The following is a 24010-nucleotide window of genomic DNA, read 5'->3' on the forward strand; positions in this document are numbered from 1 at the left end:
ATTTTTTATGAAAATCATGGAAGCACGCGCTTTAACTGAACAGGAATTGGTAATGAAAAAGCGTGAACTGCGTCAGGAATATTTTAATCTTCGGCTACAACAGGCTAGCGGACAACTGGAAAAACCCAGTCGTTTGCGTGATCTGCGTCGCGCCACAGCACGATTGGAGACCGCGCTGACGGAAAAGAAAAAAGGGCTTACTATTAAAAGTCGTCAACCGCAAAGCAAAGATAAGGCTGAAGGCAAAACAAAAAAGAAAACAAACACTAGGAGTAAAGCATGAGCTCAACACAAGTTACTGAAGCTCGTCCACAAACCGTTCGTAAAGAGCGGGCAGGTGTGGTCGTGTCCAATGCGATGGCGAAAACGATCGCCGTTAAAGTGGAACGTCGCGTGCCCCATCCTCGGTTTGGTAAGATTGTTGTCGTAGCAAAGAAATTTTATGCTCATGATGAGGAGCAAAAAGCAAAAGTTGGTGATCGTGTATTGATTCGCGAGACCCGTCCTATTAGTCGAACTAAGCGATGGGAGTTGGTTGAAATTTTAACGAAATAGGTGAGTTATGGTGCAAATTCGAAGTCGATTAGATGTAGCCGATAACACGGGAGCTCGTATGGCAACCATGATTGGCGTGTTAGGCAAAAAAACATTGATCGCCCAAATTGGCGATGTGGTTAAGGTCAACGTAAAAAAAGCTGCCCCGGATGGAACGGTGAAAAAATCTGAGGTGGTCAATGCGGTGATTGTGCGAACACGACACCCCATTCGTCGTTCCGATGGGAGTTATTTGCGTTTTGATTCCAATGCGATTGTGATTATTGATAAGGACAATAATCCTCGTGGCACTCGTATTTTCGGGCCAGTGGCTCGTGAGTTGCGAGAGAAAAATTTTATGAAAATTATTTCCTTAGCGCCGGAGGTTATCTAGTTATGGCTTCGCTTCATGTAAAAAGAGGAGATGAGGTAGTGGTGATCAGTGGTGCGGAACGTGGTAAACGCGGGAAGGTAATGGGCTTTGTTGCCAATAAAAGTCGTGTGCTAGTGGAAGGGGTTCGTTTGATCAAAAAAGCGGTCCGCAAAAATCAATCACAACCGGAAGGTGGAATTATTGAAAAAGAAGGTTCGCTTCCGATTTCTAATGTGATGCTAGCATCGCGTTACGATAGTAGCAAGCGAAGGAAAGCGAGTAAGAAGTAACCAATAGAAGAGAAGATTATGACGACAGAATCTATGCCGCAACTTTTGAAAGAGTATCGAGAGAAAGTGGCCCCAGCTTTAAAAGAAAAACTGGGAGTTAAAAATGTTCATCAGTTGCCTCGAATTGAAAAAGTCGTGGTCAATTGTTGTGTCGCTTCTGCCCCTGATATTAAAGTGGCTTTAGAAGAAGTTATGTATGAAATGGCTACCATTACAGGACAACGCCCTATTAAAACGCGGGCGAAAAAAAGCATTTCCAATTTTAAGTTGCGCGAAAACCAGGAAATTGGCGCAAAAGTGACTTTGCGCGGTCGCCGGATGTATGAATTTTTGGAGCGATTATTGCGTATTGCATTGCCAACGATTCGCGACTTTCGTGGAGTTTCGCCTAAATCATTTGACGGGAACGGCAATTATACGCTAGGAATTAAAGAGCAAACTATTTTTCCTGAAATTGAGTTGGAAAAAGTAAAACGCAATCTTGGTTTTGATATCACGATTGCTACGACAGCAAAAAATAATGAGGAAGCTCGTGAGTTGTTGGCATTAATGGGAATGCCGTTCTCGGGCCGAAAAGCAAGTAATAATTAGTATGGCAAAGACATGTTGGATTGAAAAGCAGAAGCGAAAGCCGAAATTTAAGGCGCGCGCTTATAATCGTTGCAAAGTGACGGGTCGCCGTCGTGCTTATATGCGTCGCTTTGGGTTAAGTCGTATTGAGTTTCGCGAACGCGCTTCTCGTGGTGAGTTGCCGGGTGTTACAAAGGCTAGTTGGTAAGGAGAAGATGATATTATGGTTACGGATCCTGTAGCAGATTTTTTAACGCAACTTCGCAATGCGGCGCGCGCAAATAAAAGTGAAGTGATTGCACCTTATTCGAATCTTAAAAATGATATTGCAAAAATTTTTAAGCAAGAAGGTTATCTTCAAGAAGTGGAAGTACTTAAAAAAGGTAATAAGGCAGATTTAAAAATCACTTTAAAAACATCATCACGTCGAGGACCGATCACGCAAATTATTCGCATTAGCAAGCCGGGTCGGCGTCGTTATGTGGGTTCGCAAGAAATTCCTAAAGTTTTAGGAGGTTTAGGTGTGGCGGTTGTTTCTACTTCGCGCGGGATTATGAGCGGTCATGAGGCCAGAAAACAAAAAGTGGGTGGCGAACTGCTTTGTTATATTGCTTAGGGAGAAATTATGTCACGAATTGGTAAAAAACCTATTTTAATTCCGGATAATGTGAAGATTTCCGTGTCGGGACGATCAGTGCAAGTGGAAGGGCCAAAAGGCAAGTTAAGTTATACGGCTCCCGAAGCGATTGCGATTCGCGTTGAGAATAAAACGATGTTGTTAGATCGCAGTGGGGATTCTTCTCGCGAAAAGGCGTTGCATGGGCTGTCGCGCAGTTTGATTGCTAATATGGTGCAAGGCACTCGAGATGGTTTCACTAAAAAATTAGAAATTCAAGGTGTGGGTTTTAAAGCTTCGGTGCAAGGAGATAAGCTTAACCTTAATTTAGGATTCTCTCATCCGATTCATTATCCGATTCCGACAGATATTAAAATTACCGTGACGGATGCTGCTGGGAAAAAGGTAAATGAAGGAACTTTTTTAACGATTGAAGGTGTCGATAAGCAGCTTGTTGGAGCGGTGGCTGCGGATATTCGTCGCTATTATCCACCCGAGCCTTACAAAGGTAAGGGTGTGCGCTATGTCGGCGAACATATTATTCGTAAGGAAGGTAAAACGGCTCAAAGTAAATAATGGTTATGGCAAAGCTCACTAAAACTGCAACTCGTCAACGGCTTCATGAGAGGCTTCGTAAAAAAGTTAAGGGCTCTGTGGAACGTCCTCGTTTGACCATTCATTTTTCTGGCTATCATATTTACGCTCAGATTGTGAATGATGAAGAAGGACGCACTTTAGCAGCGGTGGCGACTACGGAAAAAGAGTTAAAATCTAAGCCTGCAACTCGTGCCAATGCGGCGACGGCGGCAGAAGTTGGAAAATTAATTGCGCAACGTGCGAAAGAAAAAAAGATTGAGTCGGTTGTTTTTGATCGAGGCGGATTTAAATATCATGGAAAGGTGAAAGCGTTGGCCGATGGCGCGCGTGAAGGGGGCTTAAAGTTTTAAAAATATGACAGCAAAAGAAAAAGATCCTATTTTAGATTCAGAACCGGTTTCACCGAAAGCTTCTTTGGAGGAGGTTTTGAGCTCCAAAGAGGTGAGCTATCGCTCGCGAGGTGGTAGTGGTCGTAGTGAGCAAGATTCTGATACGGTTGAGAAAGTTGTTTTTGTCAATCGATGCGCCAAAGTGGTCAAAGGTGGCCGCCGTTTTAGTTTTAGTGCACTGGTTGTTGTGGGCGATCGAAAAAGCAAAGTGGGTATTGGTTTTGGAAAAGCTAAAGAGGTTGCTGATGCCATTCGTAAAGGTGGCGATTCTGCACGAAAAAATATGGTTTCTGTCGTGCTCAAGGATGCTACGATTTCTCATGAAGTTTTAGGAACGCATGGAGGGGGTAAAGTCTTATTACGACCCGCCTCTCCAGGAACGGGAATTATTGCCGGTGGCAGTGTACGCGCGGTGGTGGAAGCGGCAGGAGTGCGTGATGTGTTAACAAAATCTTTGGGATCCAAAAATCCTGCAAATGTGGTAAAAGCTACGTTGGACGCTTTATTGCAACTGCGAAGCGCGGAACAGATTCATCAAGCGCGTGATCGTAAGCCAGCGGCTAAAAAAGATTAATTAAGGAGTTAATTTATGAGATTGCACAATTTAAAACCTCGTCCGAATTCGCGGCATCGTCGTAAACGATTGGGTTGCGGAGAAAGTTCCGGTCACGGTAAAACCAGCGGCAAAGGACATAAAGGACAAAAAGCGCGTTCAGGTGGCAGCATTCGCTTAGGGTTTGAAGGAGGTCAGATGCCTTTGATTCGTCGCGTGCCCAAACGCGGTTTTAATCATAATGCCTTTAAGAATTTTTGTGCGCCAGTAAATGTGGAGTCTTTGAACGCTTTTGATGAAGGTGCTACGATTAATGAAAAAGTTTTGCGTGATTCAGGATTGGTAAATGGAAGTTGGAAGGGGATAAAAATTCTGGGATCGGGCGAGTTAAAGAAAAAATTAACGGTAGAAGCCACGGCTTTTAGTTTGTCGGCGAAGCGCAAAATCGAAGAAGCGGGAGGCAAAGCATTAACCGCTTCCTGCGCGAAACAAGCGGCTGCTAATTAACCTTTATTTTTCTCATGCTTTCCGCCTTTCGCAACAGTTTAAAAATTCCCGAATTGCGTCATCGTATTCTTTTTACTTTGGCATTGGTGGTGGTAGTGCGCGTGGGTGCGGCGATTCCTTGTCCTGGTATTAATGTCGCGTTATTACGGGAATATTTTCAGACGATTGTGAGTAATCAATCGGCTGGCACGATTGTAGGGTTGGTTAATATTTTTAGCGGAGGCGCTTTGGAAAATTGCGCTATTTTTTCTTTAGGCATTATGCCTTATATCAGTGCAAGTATTATGTTGCAATTGTTGACGGTGGTGATGCCGCGTTTGGGCAAATTAGCGCGCGAAGAGGGTGGTCGACAAAAATTGAATCAATACACGCGTTATTTGACATTGGTGCTATGTCTTCTTCAAGGTTATTTGCTTGCGTTGGGTTTTCAAAATCCAGGTAAAAATCCATTTTTGACCGGCATTACAGATGTGATTCAGAGGACGGGTATGGAATTGGTGCCAGATCCAGGTTGGAGATTTATTTTTTACGTTGTTTTAGTGAATATGACCGGTACAATGATTTTGACTTGGCTGGGAGAACAGATCACCGATCGTGGAATTGGGAATGGAATTTCCTTAATTATTGCTGTGGGAATTGTTGCGCGCTTGCCAGCTGCGTTGGCGCAAGGTTGGCAAAAATTTATTCCGACCGGTGCTAGCTCTGAGCAATTAAATCCTTTGCTGCTCGTTTTATTGTTGGCTTTTATGTTTGCGGTGATCGCAGGTGTAGTTGCGGTTACGGAAGCTGTTCGCAAAATTACGGTGCAATATGCTAAGCGTATGGTGGGTCGAAAAATGTATGGAGGACAAAGTTCTTATTTGCCTTTGAAAGTGAATTATTCCGGTGTGATGCCGATTATTTTTGCGCAGACTATTTTGATGTTTCCTAATTTTTTATTGAGTTTCGTTCCTGATCCGAGTCCAACTTTTCGTAATTTTATCATTAGCTTACAACAAGGCACGTTGCATTATGCTTTGTATGGTGGCATGATTCTTTTCTTTAGTTATTTTTGGGTGGCAACACAGTTTAATCCCATTCAAATTGCTGACGATTTGAAAAAGCACGGCGGTTTTATTCCCGGCATCAGACCTGGCCAACCGACGGCAGAATTTTTGGATTATACGATGACTCGATTAACCTTGGCGGGTGCCATTTTTTTAACTGTTTTGGCAGTTTTGCCACAAATGTTAAGTCGCATGATGGGAATTCCTTATTTGACCGCTTCATTTTTTGGTGGAACGAGTTTGTTGATTATCGTTGGGGTGATGCTCGATTCTATGCGACAAATTGAAACCTTTTTATTGCAACGTCATTACGATGGATTTCTGAAAAAAGGTCGCTTGAAGGGGCGTAGCGCTGTTCCCTTAGCCAGTGGCAGTTATGCTGCTTCTTCCGACGCTGTGATGTGGTTGTGGGTTGCCATTGGACTTTTAGTCATCATTTGGTTTGCCGCGTCTTTGGTGTAATAGACTTAAGTTGTGCTATATTAAGCTTGTTTTGTGTCTATGAGTAAAATTCCTATCAAAAATGCTCGAGAAATTGAAGCCATGCGATGTAGTGGAGCGATGGCGCGTGAGATTTTAGAGGAAATGGTGGCGTTGTGTGTGCCAGGTGTTACTACGTCGGACTTGGATCGGGCAGTAGCAGAAAAAATTCAGGAGCGAGGCGCGAAAAGTGCTTTTTTAGGATATCGCGGGTTTCCCGGAAATTGTTGTATTTCTTTGAATGAAGAAGTGGTGCATGGGATGGGCACGCAGCGTCGTGTGCAATATGGTGATTTGGTAAAATTGGATATTGGGATTATTTGGGAGGGTTGGATTGGGGACACGGCCACAACGGTAGTGGTTGGGGTAGTGGCGCCGGAGGTCCAACGTATGGTAGATGTGACGGAAGAGGCTTTGAATTTAGGCATTGCTCAGGCGATTTCTGGAAATTGTGTGGATGATATTTCTTGTGCAATCGAAAGTTATGTTACGCGTCATGGTTATTCTGTAGTGCGGGAGTTTGTCGGACATGGTGTGGGAAAAAAATTGCATGAGGAACCGCAAGTGCCCAACTATCGACAAGGTGGTCCAAAGATAAAATTAAAACCGGGTATGACATTGGCTATTGAGCCGATGGTTAATATGGGCAAGGCAGAAATTGTTGTGCGTTCGGATGGCTGGACGGCAGCCGCAGTGGATGGTAAACCGTCCGCTCATTTTGAGCACACGGTTTTGATTACAGAAAACAAACCGGAGATTTTAACATGTTCTTTCCGAACAGCTTCGAAGTAGTAGGAGAAATTATGGCGGTTTTGGGTAAGCAGATCTATCGGGTTCAATTGCCCAATCAGCATCAGCTTACTGCGCATGTGGAGAAATGTTGGCGATTGACAGTGCCTGATTTTAAGGTAGGAGATAGGGTGACTTTGAAAGTGTCGCCCTTTGATTTATCACAGGGAAAAATCGTAAAAATGGAGTAAATAAAAAAAGTTTAATTTAAGAGTTGCATCACTTCGCGTGTTTGCTAAAAGTCAAAGCTTTATTTGAAATGAATTTCTTCTATGCGTGTTAGAGCATCAGTTAAACGGTTGTGTGAACATTGTCGCGTGATTAAACGTCGAGGTGTTGTGCGTGTCATTTGTAAAAACCCTCGCCATAAACAGCGTCAAGGATAAAGAAAGTTATGCCAAGAATTTTAGGAGTCGAAATTCCCGGAGAAAAACGTGTTGAGGCGTCGTTGCCTTATTTGTATGGGATTGGACCGCAACGCACGAAATTAATTTTAGAACAGACCGGGATTGATCCCAATATCCGCGCTAAAGATTTAACCGACCAACAAATCAATCGCATTTTGGCTTGTATTGCTGAAAATAAAATGGTGATTGAGGGCGATCTTCGTCGTGAGGTGCAAGCGAATTTAAAACGCTTGCAGGCGATTAATTGTTATCGCGGAATTCGTCATCGTCGCGGATTGCCCGTGCGTGGGCAACGCACGAGCACCAATGCGAGAACTCGCAAAGGCCCTCGAAAGACTGTTGGTGTGCAACGCAACAAAGATGCAAAAGCAGGAAAAGTGTAGTGAAATAATATATGGCTGATTCCAATACAAAAGAGACTTCCGAAAAAGTGGAAAAGTCTGAGAAAAAAACGGACGCTAAGGTTTCGACCAAAAAAAGCGCTCCTAAAACAGCAGAAGTAAAAGGCAAATCAGAAACCAAAGAGGCGGCAACGGCTGCTGTCGATAATGCCGATATTAGTCTTGATCCGAATGCTGTAGAAAAACCTAAGATTGTTCGGGCGAAAGGTTTTAAAAATATTACGTCAGGATTTGCGCATATTTTGGCCACGTTCAATAATACGATTGTTAGTATTACCGATCCGCGTGGTAATGTGCTTGGTTGGTCTTCTGCAGGAAAATGCGGTTTTCGTGGTTCCAAAAAATCGACTGCTTATGTTGCTCAAGTCGTAGCTCAGGATGCCAGTCGTCAAGCGATGGGGCATGGTTTGAAAGAAGTGCAAGTGTTAGTAAAAGGCCCGGGCATGGGTCGTGAAGCGGCAATTCGAGCCTTGCAAGGGATCGGATTGGAAGTAACAAGTATTGTGGATGTGACACCGGTGCCGCATAATGGTTGCCGTCCTCGTAAACAACGTCGCGTCTAGGAAAGATAGAAAATTTATGGCTCGTTATACTGGTCCTCGTTCAAAAATTAGCCGTCGTTTTGGCGTGTCTTTATTTGGTCCTTCCAAAGCATTGGAAAGAAAAAATTATCCTCCTGGACAGCATGGTTCCAAGGGTCGCCGAAAACAGTCGGAATATGGCATTGCCGTTGGTGAAAAACAAAAATTGCGTTATACGTATGGTCTTTTAGAGCGGCAATTCCGTCGCTATTTTGAGATGGCCCGTAAGAAGCGAGGGATTACCGGCGAAATTTTATTACAATTTTTAGAATCGCGTTTAGACAATGTTGTTTATCGTTTAGGTTTTGCTTCAACACGACGTCAGGCTCGTCAAATGATTGGTCATGGTCATATTGCTGTAAATGGCAGAAAGGTGACCATTGCTTCTTTCACCGTTCGATCAGGTCAAGAGATTGAAGTTTGTAATACTCCGAAAGCTCGTCAAATGGCGGTGCGTAATTTGGAAGCGTCTCAATTAACTTCCGTGCCGAGTTGGTTAACTTTGAATAAAGATGCTTTTAAGGGAGTGATGGGACGAGTGCCAACTCGTGAAGAAATTCAACCATTAGCCGATGAACAGTTAGTGGTGGAATTATATTCTCGTTAAAAAATTTAATTATTTTTTTGCTAATTGAAGCGCGTCAATCAGCAAAGAGATAATGAAAAATGAAATAATAAAAAACGCGCAAAATATTTCGTTGGTCCATTTTGAGCTACGGCAACGCATGAGATGGGAAACCCGAAATAAGGAGAAATTATGCCAATTCGCTTAGGTCGTTTTGAAATGCCCAAACGTCTTGTTAAAGACGAGGCTACTGCCACAGAAACTTACGCTAAATTTATCGCGGAACCCTTTGAGACGGGTTATGGTCACACGGTGGGAAATAGTTTGCGTCGTGTATTGCTTTCCTCTTTGGAGGGAGTGGCCATTACTTCAGTGAAAATCGAAGGAGCGCTTCATGAGTTCGCTACGTTACCAGGTATCGTGGAAGATGCGACAGACATTATTTTAAATTTAAAGCAGATTAAATTTAAGACTGCTGATCGTGATCCGAAAACACTTTTATTGAATATTAATAAATCCGGAGAAGTGACTGCTGCGGATATTCGTTTAGAGCAGGGTGTGGAGGTGTTGAATCCGGAGCAACTCATCTGTACTTTGGATAAAAAACAAAAATTGGAAATGGAATTTGAAATCAAAACAGGTCGCGGTTTTGCGACTAGTGAAGAAAATAAAAAGTCGGAACAGGTTATTGGTGAAATTCCGATCGACTCACTTTTTTCGCCAGTTCGTCGCGTGAAATATGCTGTGGAGAATGCTCGAGTGGGGCAACGAACCGATTACGATAAGTTAATTCTAGAAATTTGGACTGATGGTCGCATTAATCCGTCTGATGCTTTATTACAAGCTTCGGCAATTTTACGTCATCATCTTGATATCTTTGTGGGTTACAGTGAGGAACCAGTTGAATTCGAGGAAACCAAACCCGAAAGTAGCCCAGTTGACAGTCGATTGAAGAAGCTACTGAACATGAGTGTAAATGAAATCGAACTTTCGGTACGTGCGGCAAATTGTCTTAACAATGCCAACATCACTACAGTAGGCAGTCTTGCAATGAAGAGCGAAGCGGAAATGTTGAAGTATCGTAATTTCGGCAAGAAATCGCTCAACGAAATTAAAGCTAAACTGGAAGAGTTGGGCTTGGGATTAGGTATGAAGTTTGAACCAGGTCTCATTAACGAGACTACGCGGTCTGAGATCAGCACTTCCAACGGACAATAAAAGTTATGAGACATCGAGCTAAAACTGTTAAATTAGGGCGCACCTCGCAACATCGCGATGCAATGTTGGCTAATCTCGTGGTGAGTTTAATTCAACACAAACGTATTCAAACCACTGTGGCAAAGGCCAAAGCGGCAAAACCTCTTGCAGAAAAAATGGTGACATTAGGTAAAAAAGGGGACTTGGCGGCTCGTCGTTTAGCCGCAGCTCGCTTAGGAAATCCTGCCGCGGTGCAAAAACTTTTTAAAACTTTGGCGCCGCTTTTTAAAGAGCGACAAGGTGGTTACACGCGCATCATTAAAATTGGAAATCGCACCTCTGATGCCGCACCGATGGCTTTATTGGAATGGACAGAAGCTGAAAAAGTTGTTGCTGCTACATCGGAACCAGCAAAAACTGGAAAAAAATCAGCGAAAAGCGAAGAAAAGAAAGATTAATTTTTTAGCTCTGTGAAGACAATCCTGAACACCTCTGGAGTTATCCTACAGGAAAAAAGTTGATTTGCGTGATGAGTCTTAATAAAGTCTTAATGCCTTGGAAATTCGAGAGCTTTTAGATTTAATTGTTCGTTGGGTCCATTTGATTGCTGGAATCATGTGGATTGGTAATTCCATGCTTTTTAATTGGCTGGATCGCAATCTTATTGTTCGTAAGGAAACGGAAGCCAGCAAAGTCGGTCTGGAAGGTGAACTATGGATGATCCATAGCGGGGGTTTCTATGAAGTTAAAAAAATGCCTGATTTGCCAGCGCAATTACCCGGTCCTTTGCATTGGTTTTGGTTGCAAGCCACGATTACATGGGTAAGCGGTTTTTGTTTGTTGATTTTAGTTTATTATATGGGTGGTGCAGCGGTGACGCTTGATCCCGCGGTTTCCAACATTACCCAAACCCAAGCAATTTTGATTGGAATAGGATTGTTAATCGGAGCCTGGTTTTTTTACGATCTGTTTTGGCGATCGCCCATTTCTAAAACGGGAAGTTGGCCGGTCGCCTTCTGTTTCGCTCTTTTAGTTGTCATTATTTACTATCTTACGCATACGTTTAGTGGTCGAGCGGCTTATTTGCATGTGGGGGCGATGTTGGGAACATTGATGATCGGCAACGTTTGGACTCACATCATTCCTTCACAACGTCAACTCGTCGCGGCAGTGAAACGTGGGGAGAAACCTGATAATGCCTTAGCGCTACGCGCGAAACAGCGTTCGATTCATAATAACTATATTACGTTTCCCGTTTTGTTTATCATGATTAGCAATCATTTTGCGTTTACTTACGGGCATAAATGGAATTGGATTATTCTTACCGTTATTATTTTAGGTGGCGCTGGTGTTCGCCATTTCATGAATATCCGATTTAATTTCAAAGGCTGGATTCCCGCATTAGTGATGGTGATCACCTTGACGATTATTGCTTTGTTATTGCTAACGTCACGCACGTTATGGGATTCCAGTCACAACGCATTTATTCCTAAAAAAAAGCTTTTGGGTGAACCGGTTACCTTTCTTCAAGCTGAACAAGTGATTCAACAACGTTGTGTGGCTTGTCACTCTTCGCATCCTACCGATCCTGACTATCCTGTAGCGCCTGTTGGCGTTCGATTAGATTCACCTGAGTTGATCAAAATGATGGCGCAACGCATTAAAGCACGGGCGGTTTTAACCCAAACCATGCCCTTGGCCAATCGTACTCATATTACTCCCGAAGAAAGAGAACTTCTGGGCCGTTGGATCGATCAAGGCGCGAAAGTAGAGTAATAATCTTTAGCCCGCGAATCACGCGAAAAACCCCTAAATTATTTGACTTATTATTGAAGTGGAGGAATATTAACCATTCAAGGGAGAAGGTTAATTTATGGCTAAGAAAAAGTGGTATAACGCATTATTGGACGCGGTTACACGCAATCCTTATAAAGCTCTCACGAGCCCAAAAATTTTAGAAGAAATAGGGAAGCGTATAGAAACAAATCAGTTAAGGCGTTTGGCTCGTATGAATGTTTTATATGATAGTAGTGGTCACACTCAAGCAGTGGCGAGAGGGAGATTTTTTGGCTTTGGTGATAGAGGAGAAATAGCTGAGTTGAGATATCAAAACAATACTAGTTATTATGATTGGCAATTTTCACGAAGATATGTGGATAATTTAAATCCTGTTAGCTGGCATTATTTTATTAATAACGCATGTAAAAAAACAGCTTTAGAACATTTAGAACACGCAAAAGGTCTGTTATCCAAGTTAGCAGATGCAAGGAAAGCTCTCACTGATTATCGAACTTCGGGAAGAAATTCTTTTAGAGACATGGATTTTGAAGGTGAAGGTTTTAAAAGGTTTGAAGGTAATTTGGGTCGGGCAAATAGTGAATTACAAAAATCTTTGGATGGATTATATGATAAAGCGGAAAGGGCTTATGGAGAAGCGATTGAAGTTCGTAAAGCTGCGGAAAGAATTGCCCAGCTGCCAAATGCACCTGATTCAGCACAAGACATATTAAAGGCGGCGCAAGAGGCAGAGAAGCTGGCCGAAAAACATTTAGGAGCGATAGATAATGCAAAGCGGGAAATCATTAATTTTGATATGAAAAATATTTCAAACCCTATGTTTACTCCTCATAATTTATTACCTGTTGAAGGCTATTTAAATAGGCTCTCGGATAAAATGGATGACATTCAAAAAACTGCTGATGACTTTAGTAGAAGTGTTGGAGCGAGTATGGATGAGGCGAAAAAGTTAGTAGGTGGTGGAGCAGCTTTAGCTGTGTTAGGGGGAACTTCTTATGATCCTAATGACGGGCATCCCTTAGGGGCGAAGGCCGTAGGAAAATCGATACTCCGTTCGGGACGTGAAGTGGCAGGCATGGCAGGAAAGGTTGTCGAAACAGCCGATTGCATAATGACCTTAGGAGGTTGTTATGCTATGGATTATGTTATGGAAAAAGCGGTAGTGCCTGTTGCGGAAAATGTAGTTGTTCCAGTCGCTAATCATACGGTTGTTCCGGTGGTAAAAGCAGGTATAGCGGTCGGCGGAAAAGCGGTAGAAGTCGCAACTCCTGTGGTCAATGAAGTGGCTGGTGCCGTCGATCAGCATGTGGTTAAGCCAGTTGCCACTAAGTTGGATAAAGCTTTTAATGAGCCTGCGAGAATTGCTGGTGAAGCTTCTAAAGCTTCATGGGGTATATCTGTGCCTTGGTAATTTTTAATCACAAAATTATTTCTAATTTTTATTAGCGTGTTTCACGTGTTTAGCGGGCGTTTTTTCTTCTTTAGCAGGCAAAAATTTAAATTGGAGGCGGCGGGAATCGAACCCGCGTCCTAGAACGATACTTTGAAAGCTTCTACAAGTTTAGTTCTCAGTAAAGATTCGAAACGAATTTGGTTGAGAACGCCCGATCCGTTTCTAGTCACCACATTGGTGCCGTTTCATAAGGTCGGTCACTCACCTTACCAAACCGCCCGGCTAATAGCGCAGTTATCCGTTAGCCGGAGTCCCGGTAACCACGTCGCGGAAATTAGGCCGCGAGAGCTAATTCGTTATTAGCACTTAATTTTTTGCCCAGGTTTTTAGCGAGGCCACCCAGGCGATCCTCGACTTGCCACCTTCATTGCGTCATCTTAGTCGAAACCTTGACGCCCCCTAGTGTTCTTTTTCTAAGTTAACCGGGAAGGAATGATTTGCAAGAAATAGTAGCAAGTAACTGGCCACTAGTAAATGGGTAGGTGCTTATTATTACTGATCACTAGTCACCGTCTTTAACCGAATCTCTACGCGTCGATTGAGTTGTTGTTCTTCGATAGTGCCTTGAGGATTGGCGATGGGTCTTTGTTCGCCATAGCCGATGACTTGGACAGGGGCGGCAAGGGGAGAGTTTTGTCGCAAGAAATCGTGAACGGCTTGAGCGCGTTGTTCAGAAAGGGTTTGGTTGTAAGCATCATCGCCAAAAGTGTCAGCATGGCCTTCGATGGAAATTTGGGCTTGAGGATATTTTTCAATGAGCGCAGCTACTTGTGATAAGATAGAAGCGGCGGTATCGCGAAGTTGATAAGAATCAAAGTCGAAGAGCACTTCGTTGGATAGTCGAATCACCACACCTTCCGGGCTAGCGAGTTGGTCACTAAGATCAGCGTTTAAAAGTTGTCCCACGTCACTAAAGCCAGGGGAATTGCCTAGACCTGCTCCGATGCCATTTCCTACGAGTTGGGCGTTTGCGGGTAAAGCTTCTTCGGCTTCGTGGCTAGGCAGTGTGGAAGGAAGATTAAAAACGGAGTCATTGGTTGAGGTTGTGGCAGTGATATTTTGTGACAAGGAAGGAACGGTGCGAGTTGCGAGATCGGAGGCGGGCAATTGGGATGGCATGGTTGGATTTTGATTAAAAGTAGCCGTTTCTTGCGAAGGCGCTGGCGGAGGCGGTGTGGAGACAGTTGGAGGAGGGGTGAAGGATTGAAAGCTGGACGAAGCGGATTTGGCGGCTTCGCTTAAGGCGATTTGTTGCGTAGGTTTGCTTTGAGGTTCTTGTGTTTGGATACGAAAAGGGCGAGCTGGCTTGAATTTAAGTTGAGCCAAAGCAAAGTTGCTTAACGTCCAGTGTTGAGCCAAATAATAACCTGCTAAATATAAGAGACAGGTCAAAGTGATGGCGATAGCAAGACGTCGACGTGTCAATCGGTAACCGAGCAATACTCCTTCAGTTTTGACAGTTTGATTTTTCATTTTTATTCACTCAGACGCTTTTGATAATCGGTTTCTAATCGTTTTGCTTCTTCTAGGTTGCCAGCTTGGCGATAGGCTTCGGCGGCTTGTTTTAATGCTAATAAAGTAAGGTTGGTGTCGTCGTAAAGCAAGGCTACGGATGAATAATATTTGGCAGCTTCGGCAAATTGTTTTTGTTTCATGAGCGTTTTGGCCAAAACCAGGCGCGCTTTCGCATTAAATTCGCCTTCTGGAAAGTTGCGCATGATATGCTCTGCTAGTTGGGAGGCTGTCGCAAGTTGGTGATCGCCTAAATTTGCTTGGGCTAGAGCTAGGAGTAATTCTGGGGATTGTGAGAAAGCGGTTTTTCGTAAGGGTTTCAATGTTTGAATAGCTTCGGAAAATTTTTTCTGTTCGAGTTGGGCAAAACCTAGATTAAGTTGAGCGCGTTGTTGAAGATCTGATGAGGTGTTTTGTTGAGCGCGTTGATAGAATGTTTCGGCTTTCGCCCAATCTTTTTTCTTTTGATAATATTCTGCCAGCCAAAAAAGCAATTCGGCTGGAGGCGACCATATTTGAGAGGGTAACGCATCGAGGTCTTGTAGGTAATCATTAACTTTTTCCGGTTGGTTTAAGTAATAGTTAGAGAGTAGTAATCGTTCTGTTGAAGGAGGGTAAAAGGCTTGAGAATTGTCTCGGACAGCGGATAAATCGGCGATAGCAACGGGATAATCTTTTTGTTCAAAGGCGTTTAATCCACGATAAAATTGGGCTGTGGGAGCATTGGTGGAATTTTGGTATTGATCGAGGAAGGCGCTAAGGGTTTGCAAACTTTCCACGAATTTTTTTTGTTGGTGAAGAAGAATTCCTTTTCTGAGAAGCGCTTTTTCTGCTTCGGGTGATTTTGGATAATGGGTTAGAAGGTTTTCTAATTGTATGAGGGCGGGTTCGAGTTGGCCCAATCGTTCTTGGGCTAAGGCGATTTGCCATCGGCTCTCGCTGGCATAGGGGCTTTGGGGAAATTGTTCTAAGAACGATTCGAAAGTTTTTATGGCTTGTTGATCTTGAGAAAGAAAAAGGTAAGACCAAGCTAATTGGTAACAAGCTAACTCTAGAAAGTTTTTGGGTTGATGTTGTTGAAGGATCGTTTCGAAAAGAGGAATCGCTTCAGGAATTTTTTTTTGGTCAAAGTAGAATTTTGCCAATAAATAGCGAATGGTATCACTTTCAGGGGTGTTAGGGTAGTTTTGTAAAAATGAGGCGGCTTCTTGCAGGAAGTTGGGTTTCGATTTTTCTGCTAAAATAAGAAGTTTTTCGTAATGGGCGGCTTGTCGATAGGAGTTTTTTAGGTTTTTATTTTTAGTTAAGAGAGTTTCGTAAGCTTGAAGCGCTAGGTCATTTTTTTGGCTGAAACGAAAGGAGTTGGCGAGGTAGTAAAGAATTTCGTCACGATTTTCTGCAGAAAATTTGTTGTGAAATGTGTTGTAGGTTGCGATGACTGCTTCGTAATCTTTTGAGTAATATTGGGCGCGAAGTAATCCTAGATTGGCAAGTTGCAGCCAATTTTCTGGAATTTCGAGGCGTCGCACGGTTTCAAATAAAGCGGTTGCTTCTTTCCATTGTTTTAAGGTGAGGGCGACTGAGCCCGCGCGCACGCCGGCTTCTCCGCGCATGGCGGGAGTGTCAGCTAGAGTTAGTGCCTCACGAAAATGGTCCAGAGCGTCGGCTAAATTGTTTTGTTTTTGTTCCCAGACGCCTAGCGCGAGATGGGCGTAAGCGAGGTAGGGGTTGTTAGTTTTTGTTTTAAGCAAATTTTTGAGTAAGGGAATGGCTTCGGAATCACGATTGAGTTTTTGTAGAGTTTGAATGGTTTGAAATTGAGCATTTAATCGCAAGCCGGTATTGGATGCGGTTTGAATGACTTCTTGCAAAAGGGGTAGAGATTTTTGTGGGGATTGTAGTTCCGCTTTGCGCAAGAGGGCATAGGGTCGGTAGGGGCTACGCGGGTAGCTGATTAACAGTTGATCAAATGTGGCAAGCGCTTCTGAGGTTTGATTGAGTTGGCGATAGGTATCGCCAAGTTTGTAGAGAATTTCATCGCGTCGAAAACTTTGAGGGAAGTTGGTTAAATAGTTTTTTATGGATTCAAGCGCGGCAGGATATTGTTTGCTGAGATAGAGGGCATTTAAGGTGGTGTAGATATTTTTTTCTTGAACGACTATAGCCACGGAGGACACAGAGTTAGTGAGTCCAACGCAGGAAAAAATGGAATAAGAAAAAAGGAAAAGGCAGCAGAAAAAAGTTTTCAAGGGGCTTTTTCGTCACTGGTGGCAAAGGCAATGTTCCAAATATTCGCAGCGCGACAGATGTCGAGAACGGTGATGACGTGTCGGTAGGGCACAGATTCATCAGCACGCAGAATGACAGCTTGTTCAGGAAATTCTTTGGAAATGCGTTGCAAGATTTCTGCGAGTTGGTCGGGTTTTAAAGTTCGACGATTTAAAATGATTTCTCCTTTGGGTGTGAGGTTAAGAATGATTTCGCCAGGGTGCGGTTTGCTGGCTTGGCCTTGTTTGGCGACAGGCACTTGGATGGAGAGCTCTTTTTCGTCGCGGGAAAAGTTCCAGGTCAGAATGAAAAAGATAATGAGAACTAACAAGATGTCGATAAGCGGGGTGATGTTGAATCCGGCGGCGTGAAGGGGAATGTTTTTGCGAAAGTTCATTACTTTATTTGCTAACCGCTAGCTATTGTTGGAGGTGTGTTCCATTTCAAGGCGGGCAAGAAATTGGGTGGTGTGGGATTCCAGTTCTGAAATCAGATATTGCACGCGACCTTTAAAGAAAGAGTAAAAAATCATGGCGGGAATGCCGACGACGAGTCCACCTGCGGTTGCAATGAGCGCTTCTGCGACGCCGTTGGCAAGTGTGGCCGGCCGAATAAGGTTGGGGTCGAGGCCGATGATGTTGAAGCTGGTAATCATGCCGGTGACGGTGCCAGCGAGTCCGACCATAGGTGCGATGATGCCGATATCAAAAAGGTAGGTAACTTGTTGATACATGCGTGAGGCTTGACGGCTACCTTCCGTTTCTGCCATTTCTCGCAAGAGTGCGAATCGAGCGTCAGGATTTTGCAGGTGAAACGTAAGAGTTTTTTGAACAATGCGCGCCATGATTTTAGGATCGGTGGTGCTATAGGCGTTAAGGCCGAGGAGATCTTTTTTTTGCAAGTGCGCATCGATAGTTTGAAGCAAGGCGGGTGTGACGATGGTTTTGGCTCGAAATGAAAGAAAACAATAGAGAATTAGGACAGTGGTGACTGCCGAGAGAAGAAGAAGGGGAACGATGGCCCAACCGCCTTTTTGTAGAACCGTCCAAAGTGTGGGAGAGGAGACGGCTGCTAGAGAGAGGGTTTGAGCTTGAAGAAAAGATGGGATGATAACAAAAATAAAACTGCTTAAAATTCTGAGTTGCATCAAGGCATTAGAACATAAATTAGGCTTAAAATTCAATGCCAAATCTTTAGGGTGAAGTACTAATTTAATTTTTTTTTATTTTTTTAAAAAAAATTTGCTTTTTCTAAAAAAGTGGTTTTTATTTATCCTTTAAACAAAATTATGAATAATTCAAAATTTTTTAGCCTTTTTTTAGGGTTTTTAATGTTATTTACTCACATGAATTCGGTTCATGCTTTTAAGTTAAGTCAGCCTTTTTCGGAATTTGGAAGTGTTGCGTGGCCTTATGATTTTGCCATGTCTGCGAAGGGCCAAGGCTCGGTTGTTTATATTGCGGACCCTGGAGCGTTGAATGTATTTGATCTTTATAAGGTATCGGTAAATGGTGGTTCCGTAGTTAATTTAAGTGAACCGCTGCATTTGGTAGAGACTGCAGGCAGGGTGTATGAATTTAAAATTAGTCCTGATCTTCAAAGGGTGGTTTTTAAGGCGACTTTAAAAGATGGGTTGCCCGGAGAGCTTTACAGTGTGGAAATTAATAATCCTCAACCTATTAAACTAAGTCAACCGTTTGCGCCTAATAATAGTGTGAGTATTGAACAGTTTGATATTAGTTCAGATTCGAAAAGAGTGATTTATCGCGTGAATCCTAACGGGGATTTAGCTTTGGAAGTTTTTAGTGTGCCGATTGAAGGAGGGCCGATTACTACATTGAATGATCCTTTGATTCCGGGTGCATGGAGTTATTGGTTTCAAATAGCGCCAAATGGGCAAAGCGTAGTTTTACAGGGAAATTATGAAAATGTTGGGATGCGAGAAATCTACCAAGTTTCTATCGATGGAGGAGCGAAAACAAAATTAAATTCGTTGCAAATGGCGGGTGATGTGATTGCATTTGAAATCAGTCCTAATTCTCAGCGCGCGGTTTATCTAGCAATCGTGAAACCAGGTCAACATGAAATTTTTAGTGTGCCTTTAAGCGGTGGAGCTTCAACGAAACTGAACGGTCCTTTAATGCAGGGCGGAACAGCGGGCGACTTTAAAATTGCGCCCAATTCAAGTCGTGTTGTATTTTTAGCGGATGATGATAGCACTGACTTAGAGCTGTATAGCGCTGCGATAGCGGGCGGGGGATTGATTAAATTGAATAAACCCATAGTCATGAATGGTGCAATTGGTAATTTCAAGATTAGTCCGAATTCTTCGCGCGTAGTTTATATTGGCGATGTGGAGGTTGATAAAAAGAACGAAATTTTTAGTGTTCCTATAGCCGGAGGAAATGTGACAAAGCTCAATAAAGCGGTGATAAATGGAGGAACGGTTTTTAATTTTTCTATCAGCGGCGATTCGGCTCGAGTGCTTTATTCTGGAATAGTCAATATCAATGCTTCTGAAATTTTTAGTGTTCCTGTTACTGGTGGAGCTTCGATAAAATTAAATTTACCTTTGCAAGGCCAGCAAGATGTGTTGCAAAACGAAATCACTCCTGATTCAACCAAGGTAGTTTATAGCGTGGATGATTGGTTGGAAAAGACGCGAGAAACTTTTTATGTGCCTATTACGGGAGGGCCTTCTAAACGGGTTAATGGAACGATGGTTGAAGGTGGGCAAGTTGGTGAATTTAAAGTGGCACCGTTTTCGGATCGTGTGCTCTATCGCGCTAATGAAGATTTTGTGGATCGTTTGGAGTTGTTTGAAGGGCGATTGCCTTGAAAAATAACTATGAGGCAAATATTACTTTGTAAAACGAATTTGATTAAATAACGTGTAAAAGGCAACCCGCCTGATTTGAAAGGAATTTGACAATCCTATTTTATTGATTTTTAGCTTTTAGTTTTAAGCTGAGAAAAATATTTAGCGAAAAAGGGTAACCCGCCAATTGCTGGCAAAACATAGCGTGCGGTGCAAAGTAAGCCCAATGCTGCAGCGATGTGAGCGTTAAAATAGGGTTGGTAAAAATAGATAAGAGCGCCGTCGCGTGTGCCGACTCCGGCAAAGGTCAGAGGAATAAGACCGGCTAAAATGGCTAAGGGAGAAAGCGCTAAATTAGTAAGAAAAGGAACTGATGCACGCAAAGCTAGTATGAAAAGCCAGATTTGGAAAAGGTGCAAAAACCATAAAAAAATAGAGGTGAGCGCCACGCGAAAAAGGCGGTTGCGATCTTTCCAAAAGTAGTCATGCATGGTAAGCCAAGCTTCTTCGAGTTTATGAAGTTTTTCGGCAATTTTCTTGGGGGAAAAATGTGAGCTGTAATAAAAGAAAGTTTTCGCAAGTTTTTTGGAACTTAAAAGTCCGAACCCCAGAATAGTGCCGCTGACGATGGCAAAGGTCATCATCCAAAAAAGTGCATCTTTTTGTGGGTAGAGTAGCAATCCTAAAATCCCCCAGAGTAGTAAAGAAAGCATATCGCAAGTTTTTTCAAAAACGACGAGGGAAAATGCGAGTGAGCCTTGTAGATGTCCCTGATTTTTTAAGAAGTAAGCTTTTGCGAGATCACCCATTTTTGAGGGAAGAACGAGATTTAAAACGCTTGCTGCTAAGGTTAATCGCGTGGCTTCTCCAATGGGGAAAGCGACTTCTAGAGGAATCATTTGTTGAAAACGCCAAGCTGTTAAAAAGGTGAGGGGAATAACTAAAGCAAGGCTGGTAATCATCCAGCCTGGATGGCAGTGGGCAAAGACTGGTAATAATCCGCGAAAATCGATTTTCCAATAGATGATTGCAAGGATGCCCAGGCTGATGATGAGGGAAATAATTTTTTTCATGCTAAAAATTTAACCAGTGAGTTTTTGATAGAGTTGATGCAAACGCTGGGTAAGGGGACCAGGCTTGCCGTTACCAATTTTAATTTGGTTCACTCGAATAGCAGGAATAATCTCGCGATTGCTGGAGGTAATAAAAAGTTCGGAACAATTTTTTAACAGAGCGAAAGAAATTGGTTTACGAATAAGGTTTAATCTTTCTTTTTTGATTAATTTTATCACTTCCTGAGTTGTAATTCCGATAAGAATGTTTTTATCTGCAGTGATAATTTGATTATTTTTGATGGCGAAAACGTTGAAAGTGGATCCTTCCAAAATGGCGTTTTGATTGTCAACAAACACGGCTTCGTCAAAGCCTTTTTTCCGCGCTTCGATAGTGGCTGTGACTCCGCTTAAGTAGCTGGTCGATTTGGCTTCGGGAAAGGAGCGGGTAAGTGGTGTGGTATAAAGTGAAATGCCCTTTTGATATTGCCATACGGGAAAAGGTTTAAAGGGTTCAATCCAAATGATGACTGAGCCAGTTTTTTCTGGGATAAAGCCCGATGAAATTCCGCCGGTGATGTAAATTTTGATTAAGCTTTCCGGAAAAGAATTGGTTTGGAGCGTTTTGAAAACGCGTTTTTTGATTTCGGCTAAAGAACACGGAAGTTTTAGATGAATAAGAGTTGCGGTTTGTTTTAATCGTTGCAAGTGGGCTTCGAGACGAAATGGAATTTTTTGGTAAGTTCGGATGGATTCAAATGCGCCGTAGCCTCGTGAAAAAGTAAGATCTTGAATGGGCAGTTGAGCGCGATCAGAGCGGATCAGTTTTCCGTTGATATTAAAAAAAGGTGAATGCGACATAAGGCAGTGAAGAATGGCATAATAATTGAGAATGGCGAGTTTTGAAATAAGATAGGAAAGTGAGTATTTTCTCGATTCGAGATTAAGGTTTGCTAAGGGTTGGCGTTTATGACTGAGATTTATCGTTCTACATGTGATTTGGGGGATGGAATGACGGTGACACCTCCGTTCGCGATGGTTATTTTTGGTGCGTCTGGTGATTTGACGGTGAGGAAGTTGATGCCGGCACTTTTTCATCTTTATTTAGAAAAACGTTTGCCGGAGATTTTTCAAATCGTGGGTTTTGCGCGCCGTCCCAAAACCGATGAACAGTTTCGCGCGGAAATGAAGGAAGGGGTTAAAAAATTTTCACGTTCGGAGCAATGGGATGAAAAAGCTTGGGCGGAATTTGAATCGCACGTTTTTTATTCGGTGGGAGAATTTCCCGATGCTTCGGCTTATGAACGATTGCAGCAACGTTTGTTGATGTTGCCAGGAAGTCGTGAGGTAGAGGGGCATTACTTGTTTTATTTAGCAACTGCGCCGGAATATTTTGGTGTGGTGGCGCATCATCTTCATGGAGCGGGTCTTTTTTCGGAATCGAAAAGGCAAAAGTTAATTGTGGAAAAGCCATTTGGCATTGATGGCGAGACAGCAGAAAAATTGACTCAGGAATTGCAAGCCGCGGTAGCCGAGTCTTTGCTTTATCGTATTGATCATTATTTGGGTAAGGAAACGGTTCAGAATTTGCTGTATTTTCGTTTTGCTAATTCTATTTATGAACCGCTTTGGAATCGTCGCTATATTGATCACGTTCAAATTACGGTGGCGGAGTCCGAAGGAGTGGGATCGCGAGGGGGTTATTTTGATAAGTCTGGATCGCTTCGAGATATGTTTCAGAATCATATGATGCAGTTGTTGGCTTTAACTGCGATGGAGCCGCCGGCGTCGTTGGATGCGGAATCGTTGCGTAATGAAAAGGTGAAGGTGCTCTGTTCTATTCCCGATTTTCAGAAGGAGCAATTATCGGAACGTGTGGTGCGTGGACAATATGATGGATATCGAAACGAGGAGCGGGTAGATCCTAAGTCGATGACGGAAACATACGTGGCAGTCAAATTATTTGTAGACAATTGGCGTTGGTCAGAGGTGCCTTTTTATTTGCGAACGGGCAAGTTTTTGAAGCATCGAACTAGTGAAATTGTGGTGGTTTTTCGTCGACCACCGAGTGTTTTGTTTCAAGCAAAGTGCGGTTTGCATTTGATGCGCAATACGTTGCGTATTCGTCTCCAGCCGGATGAAGGGATTCATCTTTGTTTTAATGCGAAAACACCAGGACGTGGTCGTATTGAATCGGTGGATATGGATTTTAAATATGCTTTGGAATTTGGTTCGTATTCGCCTGAAGCTTATGAGCGTTTGTTGTATGATGCGTTGGTGGGCGATTCCACGCTTTTTACTCGTGCGGATGAGGTTAAAGAGGCATGGCGTATAGTTGACTCGATTCAAAATCAGTGGCAGGATCAACCTATGCACACTTATGCTCGGGGCAGTTGGGGGCCTGAAGCGGCAGATCAATTAATGACATGCGAGGGAAATCGTTGGTTGACGGAGGAGGCGAGCACTCGATCGACCGCGCCTTGATTTTATGAAAAATGTAGCTTTTTTTGAATACGATAATGAACCGGCTTGGATAGATAATTTACTGAAAGCCTGGAAACGATTAGGAAATATCGCGATACAAAATCGTGGTTTTTTTGCTGTGGCTTTAGCAGGAGGTTCCACCCCCAAGTCATTTTATCAAGCGTTGGCGAAAGAGGAATGGAATTGGGGGGCGACGCGTCTTTTTATTGGTGATGAACGTTATGTGCCTCCGGATGATTCTCAGAGTAATTTTTTGATGATTAAACAAAATTTATTGGATGTTCTCCATGGAGCTTCTTCTTCTATCTATCGTTGGAGAACGGAATTGCGTCCTGAAGCAGCTGCGGAGGAGTATGAAATGCAGTTAAAACGAAATTTGGGTGATCCTCCTAGTTTTGATCTGGTGTTGTTAGGGTTGGGAGCAGATGGTCACACGGCATCGCTTTTTCCAGGCTCCAGCGCGTTGCGGGAAGCAGGTCGTTTTGCTGCGGTGAATGAAGTGAAAAATTTAAAAACGTTACGATTGACTTTGACCTATCCGATTCTCAACACAGCGCGAGAAGCCTGGTTTTTGATTCGCGGTGAAGAAAAGCGAGAAATTTTGGATGCGTTGCGCGATTTGGAAGCTTCTTATCCTGCGGCAAGAATTCGTCCCCAAAATTCTAAATATTATTATTTCTTGAGCGAAAAACAGAAAGAAGAGTCGTAAAAGGATGAAGAGCAGGCCACAA

At 43.1% G+C, this 24010-nt stretch carries 31 protein-coding genes and 1 other RNA gene; 25 read left to right on the forward strand and 7 right to left on the reverse strand.

Annotation, left to right across the window (positions count from 1 at the left end; all coding sequences use genetic code 11):
* The first annotated feature begins 7 nt into the window (after positions 1-7).
* The 22 genes from rpmC to K1X66_06850 all read left to right on the forward strand — a co-directional run bounded on the left by rpmC (position 8) and on the right by K1X66_06850 (position 13103).
* Positions 8-283 carry a 50S ribosomal protein L29 gene (rpmC, locus tag K1X66_06745; GenBank protein ID MBX7158066.1) on the forward strand — a complete coding sequence of 92 codons (276 nt, stop codon included), beginning with the start codon at positions 8-10 and terminating at the stop codon, positions 281-283.
* The gene (rpsQ, locus tag K1X66_06750) at positions 280-555 is read left to right on the forward strand and encodes a 30S ribosomal protein S17 (protein MBX7158067.1); all 276 of its coding nucleotides are present in this window, start codon (positions 280-282) and stop codon (positions 553-555) included. Before rpmC ends, rpsQ begins: the two co-directional genes overlap by 4 nt.
* Before the next feature lie 7 nt (positions 556-562).
* A complete protein-coding gene (gene rplN, locus K1X66_06755) occupies positions 563-928 on the forward strand; it encodes a 50S ribosomal protein L14 (protein ID MBX7158068.1) in 366 nt (121 codons plus the stop codon).
* Between the two features lie 2 nt (positions 929-930).
* Positions 931-1197: a 50S ribosomal protein L24 gene (gene rplX, locus K1X66_06760; GenBank protein MBX7158069.1), complete on the forward strand. Its 267-nt coding sequence runs from the start codon at positions 931-933 to the stop codon at positions 1195-1197.
* A 33-nt stretch (positions 1198-1230) separates the two neighbouring features.
* On the forward strand, positions 1231-1788 hold the full coding sequence (gene rplE / locus K1X66_06765; protein MBX7158070.1) for a 50S ribosomal protein L5: 558 nt from the start codon (positions 1231-1233) through the stop codon (positions 1786-1788).
* Position 1789: 1 nt separating this feature from the next.
* Positions 1790-1975: a type Z 30S ribosomal protein S14 gene (locus tag K1X66_06770; protein MBX7158071.1), complete on the forward strand. Its 186-nt coding sequence runs from the start codon at positions 1790-1792 to the stop codon at positions 1973-1975.
* A 15-nt stretch (positions 1976-1990) separates the two neighbouring features.
* The gene (gene rpsH, locus K1X66_06775) at positions 1991-2383 is read left to right on the forward strand and encodes a 30S ribosomal protein S8 (GenBank protein ID MBX7158072.1); all 393 of its coding nucleotides are present in this window, start codon (positions 1991-1993) and stop codon (positions 2381-2383) included.
* A 9-nt stretch (positions 2384-2392) separates the two neighbouring features.
* Entirely contained in the window at positions 2393-2959 is a 567-nt protein-coding gene (gene rplF / locus K1X66_06780; protein MBX7158073.1) for a 50S ribosomal protein L6, read from the forward strand.
* A gap of 5 nt (positions 2960-2964) precedes the next feature.
* Positions 2965-3330, forward strand: coding sequence for a 50S ribosomal protein L18 (gene rplR, locus K1X66_06785; GenBank protein MBX7158074.1), 366 nt, complete (start codon positions 2965-2967; stop codon positions 3328-3330).
* 4 nt (positions 3331-3334) lie between these two features.
* The gene (rpsE, locus tag K1X66_06790) at positions 3335-3943 is read left to right on the forward strand and encodes a 30S ribosomal protein S5 (protein ID MBX7158075.1); all 609 of its coding nucleotides are present in this window, start codon (positions 3335-3337) and stop codon (positions 3941-3943) included.
* A 15-nt stretch (positions 3944-3958) separates the two neighbouring features.
* Entirely contained in the window at positions 3959-4429 is a 471-nt protein-coding gene (gene rplO / locus K1X66_06795) for a 50S ribosomal protein L15 (GenBank protein ID MBX7158076.1), read from the forward strand.
* Between the two features lie 14 nt (positions 4430-4443).
* Entirely contained in the window at positions 4444-5937 is a 1494-nt protein-coding gene (secY, locus tag K1X66_06800) for a preprotein translocase subunit SecY (protein ID MBX7158077.1), read from the forward strand.
* Between the two features lie 39 nt (positions 5938-5976).
* A complete protein-coding gene (gene map, locus K1X66_06805; GenBank protein MBX7158078.1) occupies positions 5977-6747 on the forward strand; it encodes a type I methionyl aminopeptidase in 771 nt (256 codons plus the stop codon).
* 11 nt (positions 6748-6758) lie between these two features.
* Positions 6759-6935, forward strand: coding sequence for a translation initiation factor IF-1 (locus K1X66_06810; GenBank protein ID MBX7158079.1), 177 nt, complete (start codon positions 6759-6761; stop codon positions 6933-6935).
* An 81-nt stretch (positions 6936-7016) separates the two neighbouring features.
* Positions 7017-7130: a 50S ribosomal protein L36 gene (gene rpmJ, locus K1X66_06815; protein ID MBX7158080.1), complete on the forward strand. Its 114-nt coding sequence runs from the start codon at positions 7017-7019 to the stop codon at positions 7128-7130.
* An 8-nt stretch (positions 7131-7138) separates the two neighbouring features.
* Positions 7139-7534, forward strand: coding sequence for a 30S ribosomal protein S13 (rpsM, locus tag K1X66_06820; protein MBX7158081.1), 396 nt, complete (start codon positions 7139-7141; stop codon positions 7532-7534).
* An 11-nt stretch (positions 7535-7545) separates the two neighbouring features.
* Entirely contained in the window at positions 7546-8115 is a 570-nt protein-coding gene (gene rpsK / locus K1X66_06825) for a 30S ribosomal protein S11 (protein ID MBX7158082.1), read from the forward strand.
* 16 nt (positions 8116-8131) lie between these two features.
* Positions 8132-8740 (forward strand): 30S ribosomal protein S4, encoded by a 609-nt coding sequence (gene rpsD / locus K1X66_06830; protein ID MBX7158083.1) that lies wholly within the window; start codon positions 8132-8134, stop codon positions 8738-8740.
* 150 nt (positions 8741-8890) lie between these two features.
* Complete coding sequence (locus tag K1X66_06835) at positions 8891-9916, forward strand: DNA-directed RNA polymerase subunit alpha (protein MBX7158084.1); 1026 nt, start codon at positions 8891-8893, stop codon at positions 9914-9916.
* Between the two features lie 5 nt (positions 9917-9921).
* Entirely contained in the window at positions 9922-10353 is a 432-nt protein-coding gene (gene rplQ, locus K1X66_06840) for a 50S ribosomal protein L17 (GenBank protein MBX7158085.1), read from the forward strand.
* A 97-nt stretch (positions 10354-10450) separates the two neighbouring features.
* Entirely contained in the window at positions 10451-11671 is a 1221-nt protein-coding gene (locus tag K1X66_06845) for a urate hydroxylase PuuD (protein MBX7158086.1), read from the forward strand.
* 97 nt (positions 11672-11768) lie between these two features.
* The gene (locus K1X66_06850; protein MBX7158087.1) at positions 11769-13103 is read left to right on the forward strand and encodes a hypothetical protein; all 1335 of its coding nucleotides are present in this window, start codon (positions 11769-11771) and stop codon (positions 13101-13103) included.
* An 88-nt stretch (positions 13104-13191) separates the two neighbouring features.
* Here the strand turns inward: K1X66_06850 and ssrA are convergent.
* From ssrA to K1X66_06875, 5 genes are all read right to left on the reverse strand, one after another.
* Positions 13192-13545, reverse strand: a transfer-messenger RNA (tmRNA) gene (gene ssrA / locus K1X66_06855).
* A gap of 92 nt (positions 13546-13637) precedes the next feature.
* On the reverse strand, positions 13638-14618 hold the full coding sequence (locus tag K1X66_06860; protein MBX7158088.1) for an OmpA family protein: 981 nt from the start codon (positions 14616-14618) through the stop codon (positions 13638-13640).
* A gap of 2 nt (positions 14619-14620) precedes the next feature.
* Positions 14621-16825 (reverse strand): tetratricopeptide repeat protein, encoded by a 2205-nt coding sequence (locus K1X66_06865; protein MBX7158089.1) that lies wholly within the window; start codon positions 16823-16825, stop codon positions 14621-14623.
* 77 nt (positions 16826-16902) lie between these two features.
* The gene (locus K1X66_06870; protein ID MBX7158090.1) at positions 16903-17322 is read right to left on the reverse strand and encodes a biopolymer transporter ExbD; all 420 of its coding nucleotides are present in this window, start codon (positions 17320-17322) and stop codon (positions 16903-16905) included.
* 18 nt (positions 17323-17340) lie between these two features.
* A complete protein-coding gene (locus K1X66_06875) occupies positions 17341-18072 on the reverse strand; it encodes a MotA/TolQ/ExbB proton channel family protein (GenBank protein ID MBX7158091.1) in 732 nt (243 codons plus the stop codon).
* Positions 18073-18270: 198 nt separating this feature from the next.
* Here K1X66_06875 and K1X66_06880 point away from each other — a divergent pair, with 198 nt between their 5' ends.
* On the forward strand, positions 18271-19764 hold the full coding sequence (locus tag K1X66_06880) for a hypothetical protein (protein ID MBX7158092.1): 1494 nt from the start codon (positions 18271-18273) through the stop codon (positions 19762-19764).
* Between the two features lie 110 nt (positions 19765-19874).
* Here the strand turns inward: K1X66_06880 and K1X66_06885 are convergent, their stop codons facing one another.
* Positions 19875-20816 carry a flippase-like domain-containing protein gene (locus tag K1X66_06885; protein ID MBX7158093.1) on the reverse strand — a complete coding sequence of 314 codons (942 nt, stop codon included), beginning with the start codon at positions 20814-20816 and terminating at the stop codon, positions 19875-19877.
* A 9-nt stretch (positions 20817-20825) separates the two neighbouring features.
* Positions 20826-21656, reverse strand: a complete 831-nt coding sequence (locus K1X66_06890; GenBank protein MBX7158094.1) for an aminotransferase class IV — start codon at positions 21654-21656, stop codon at positions 20826-20828.
* 108 nt (positions 21657-21764) lie between these two features.
* On the opposite strand from K1X66_06890, the gene zwf reads away from it, so the two are divergent.
* Positions 21765-23279, forward strand: a complete 1515-nt coding sequence (gene zwf / locus K1X66_06895; protein ID MBX7158095.1) for a glucose-6-phosphate dehydrogenase — start codon at positions 21765-21767, stop codon at positions 23277-23279.
* Positions 23280-23283: 4 nt separating this feature from the next.
* Positions 23284-23988, forward strand: coding sequence for a 6-phosphogluconolactonase (gene pgl / locus K1X66_06900; GenBank protein ID MBX7158096.1), 705 nt, complete (start codon positions 23284-23286; stop codon positions 23986-23988).
* Positions 23989-24010: the final 22 nt, after the last annotated feature.

The organism is Verrucomicrobiia bacterium (genome assembly GCA_019694135.1).
GTDB lineage: Bacteria > Verrucomicrobiota > Verrucomicrobiia > JADLBR01 > JAIBCM01 > JAIBCM01.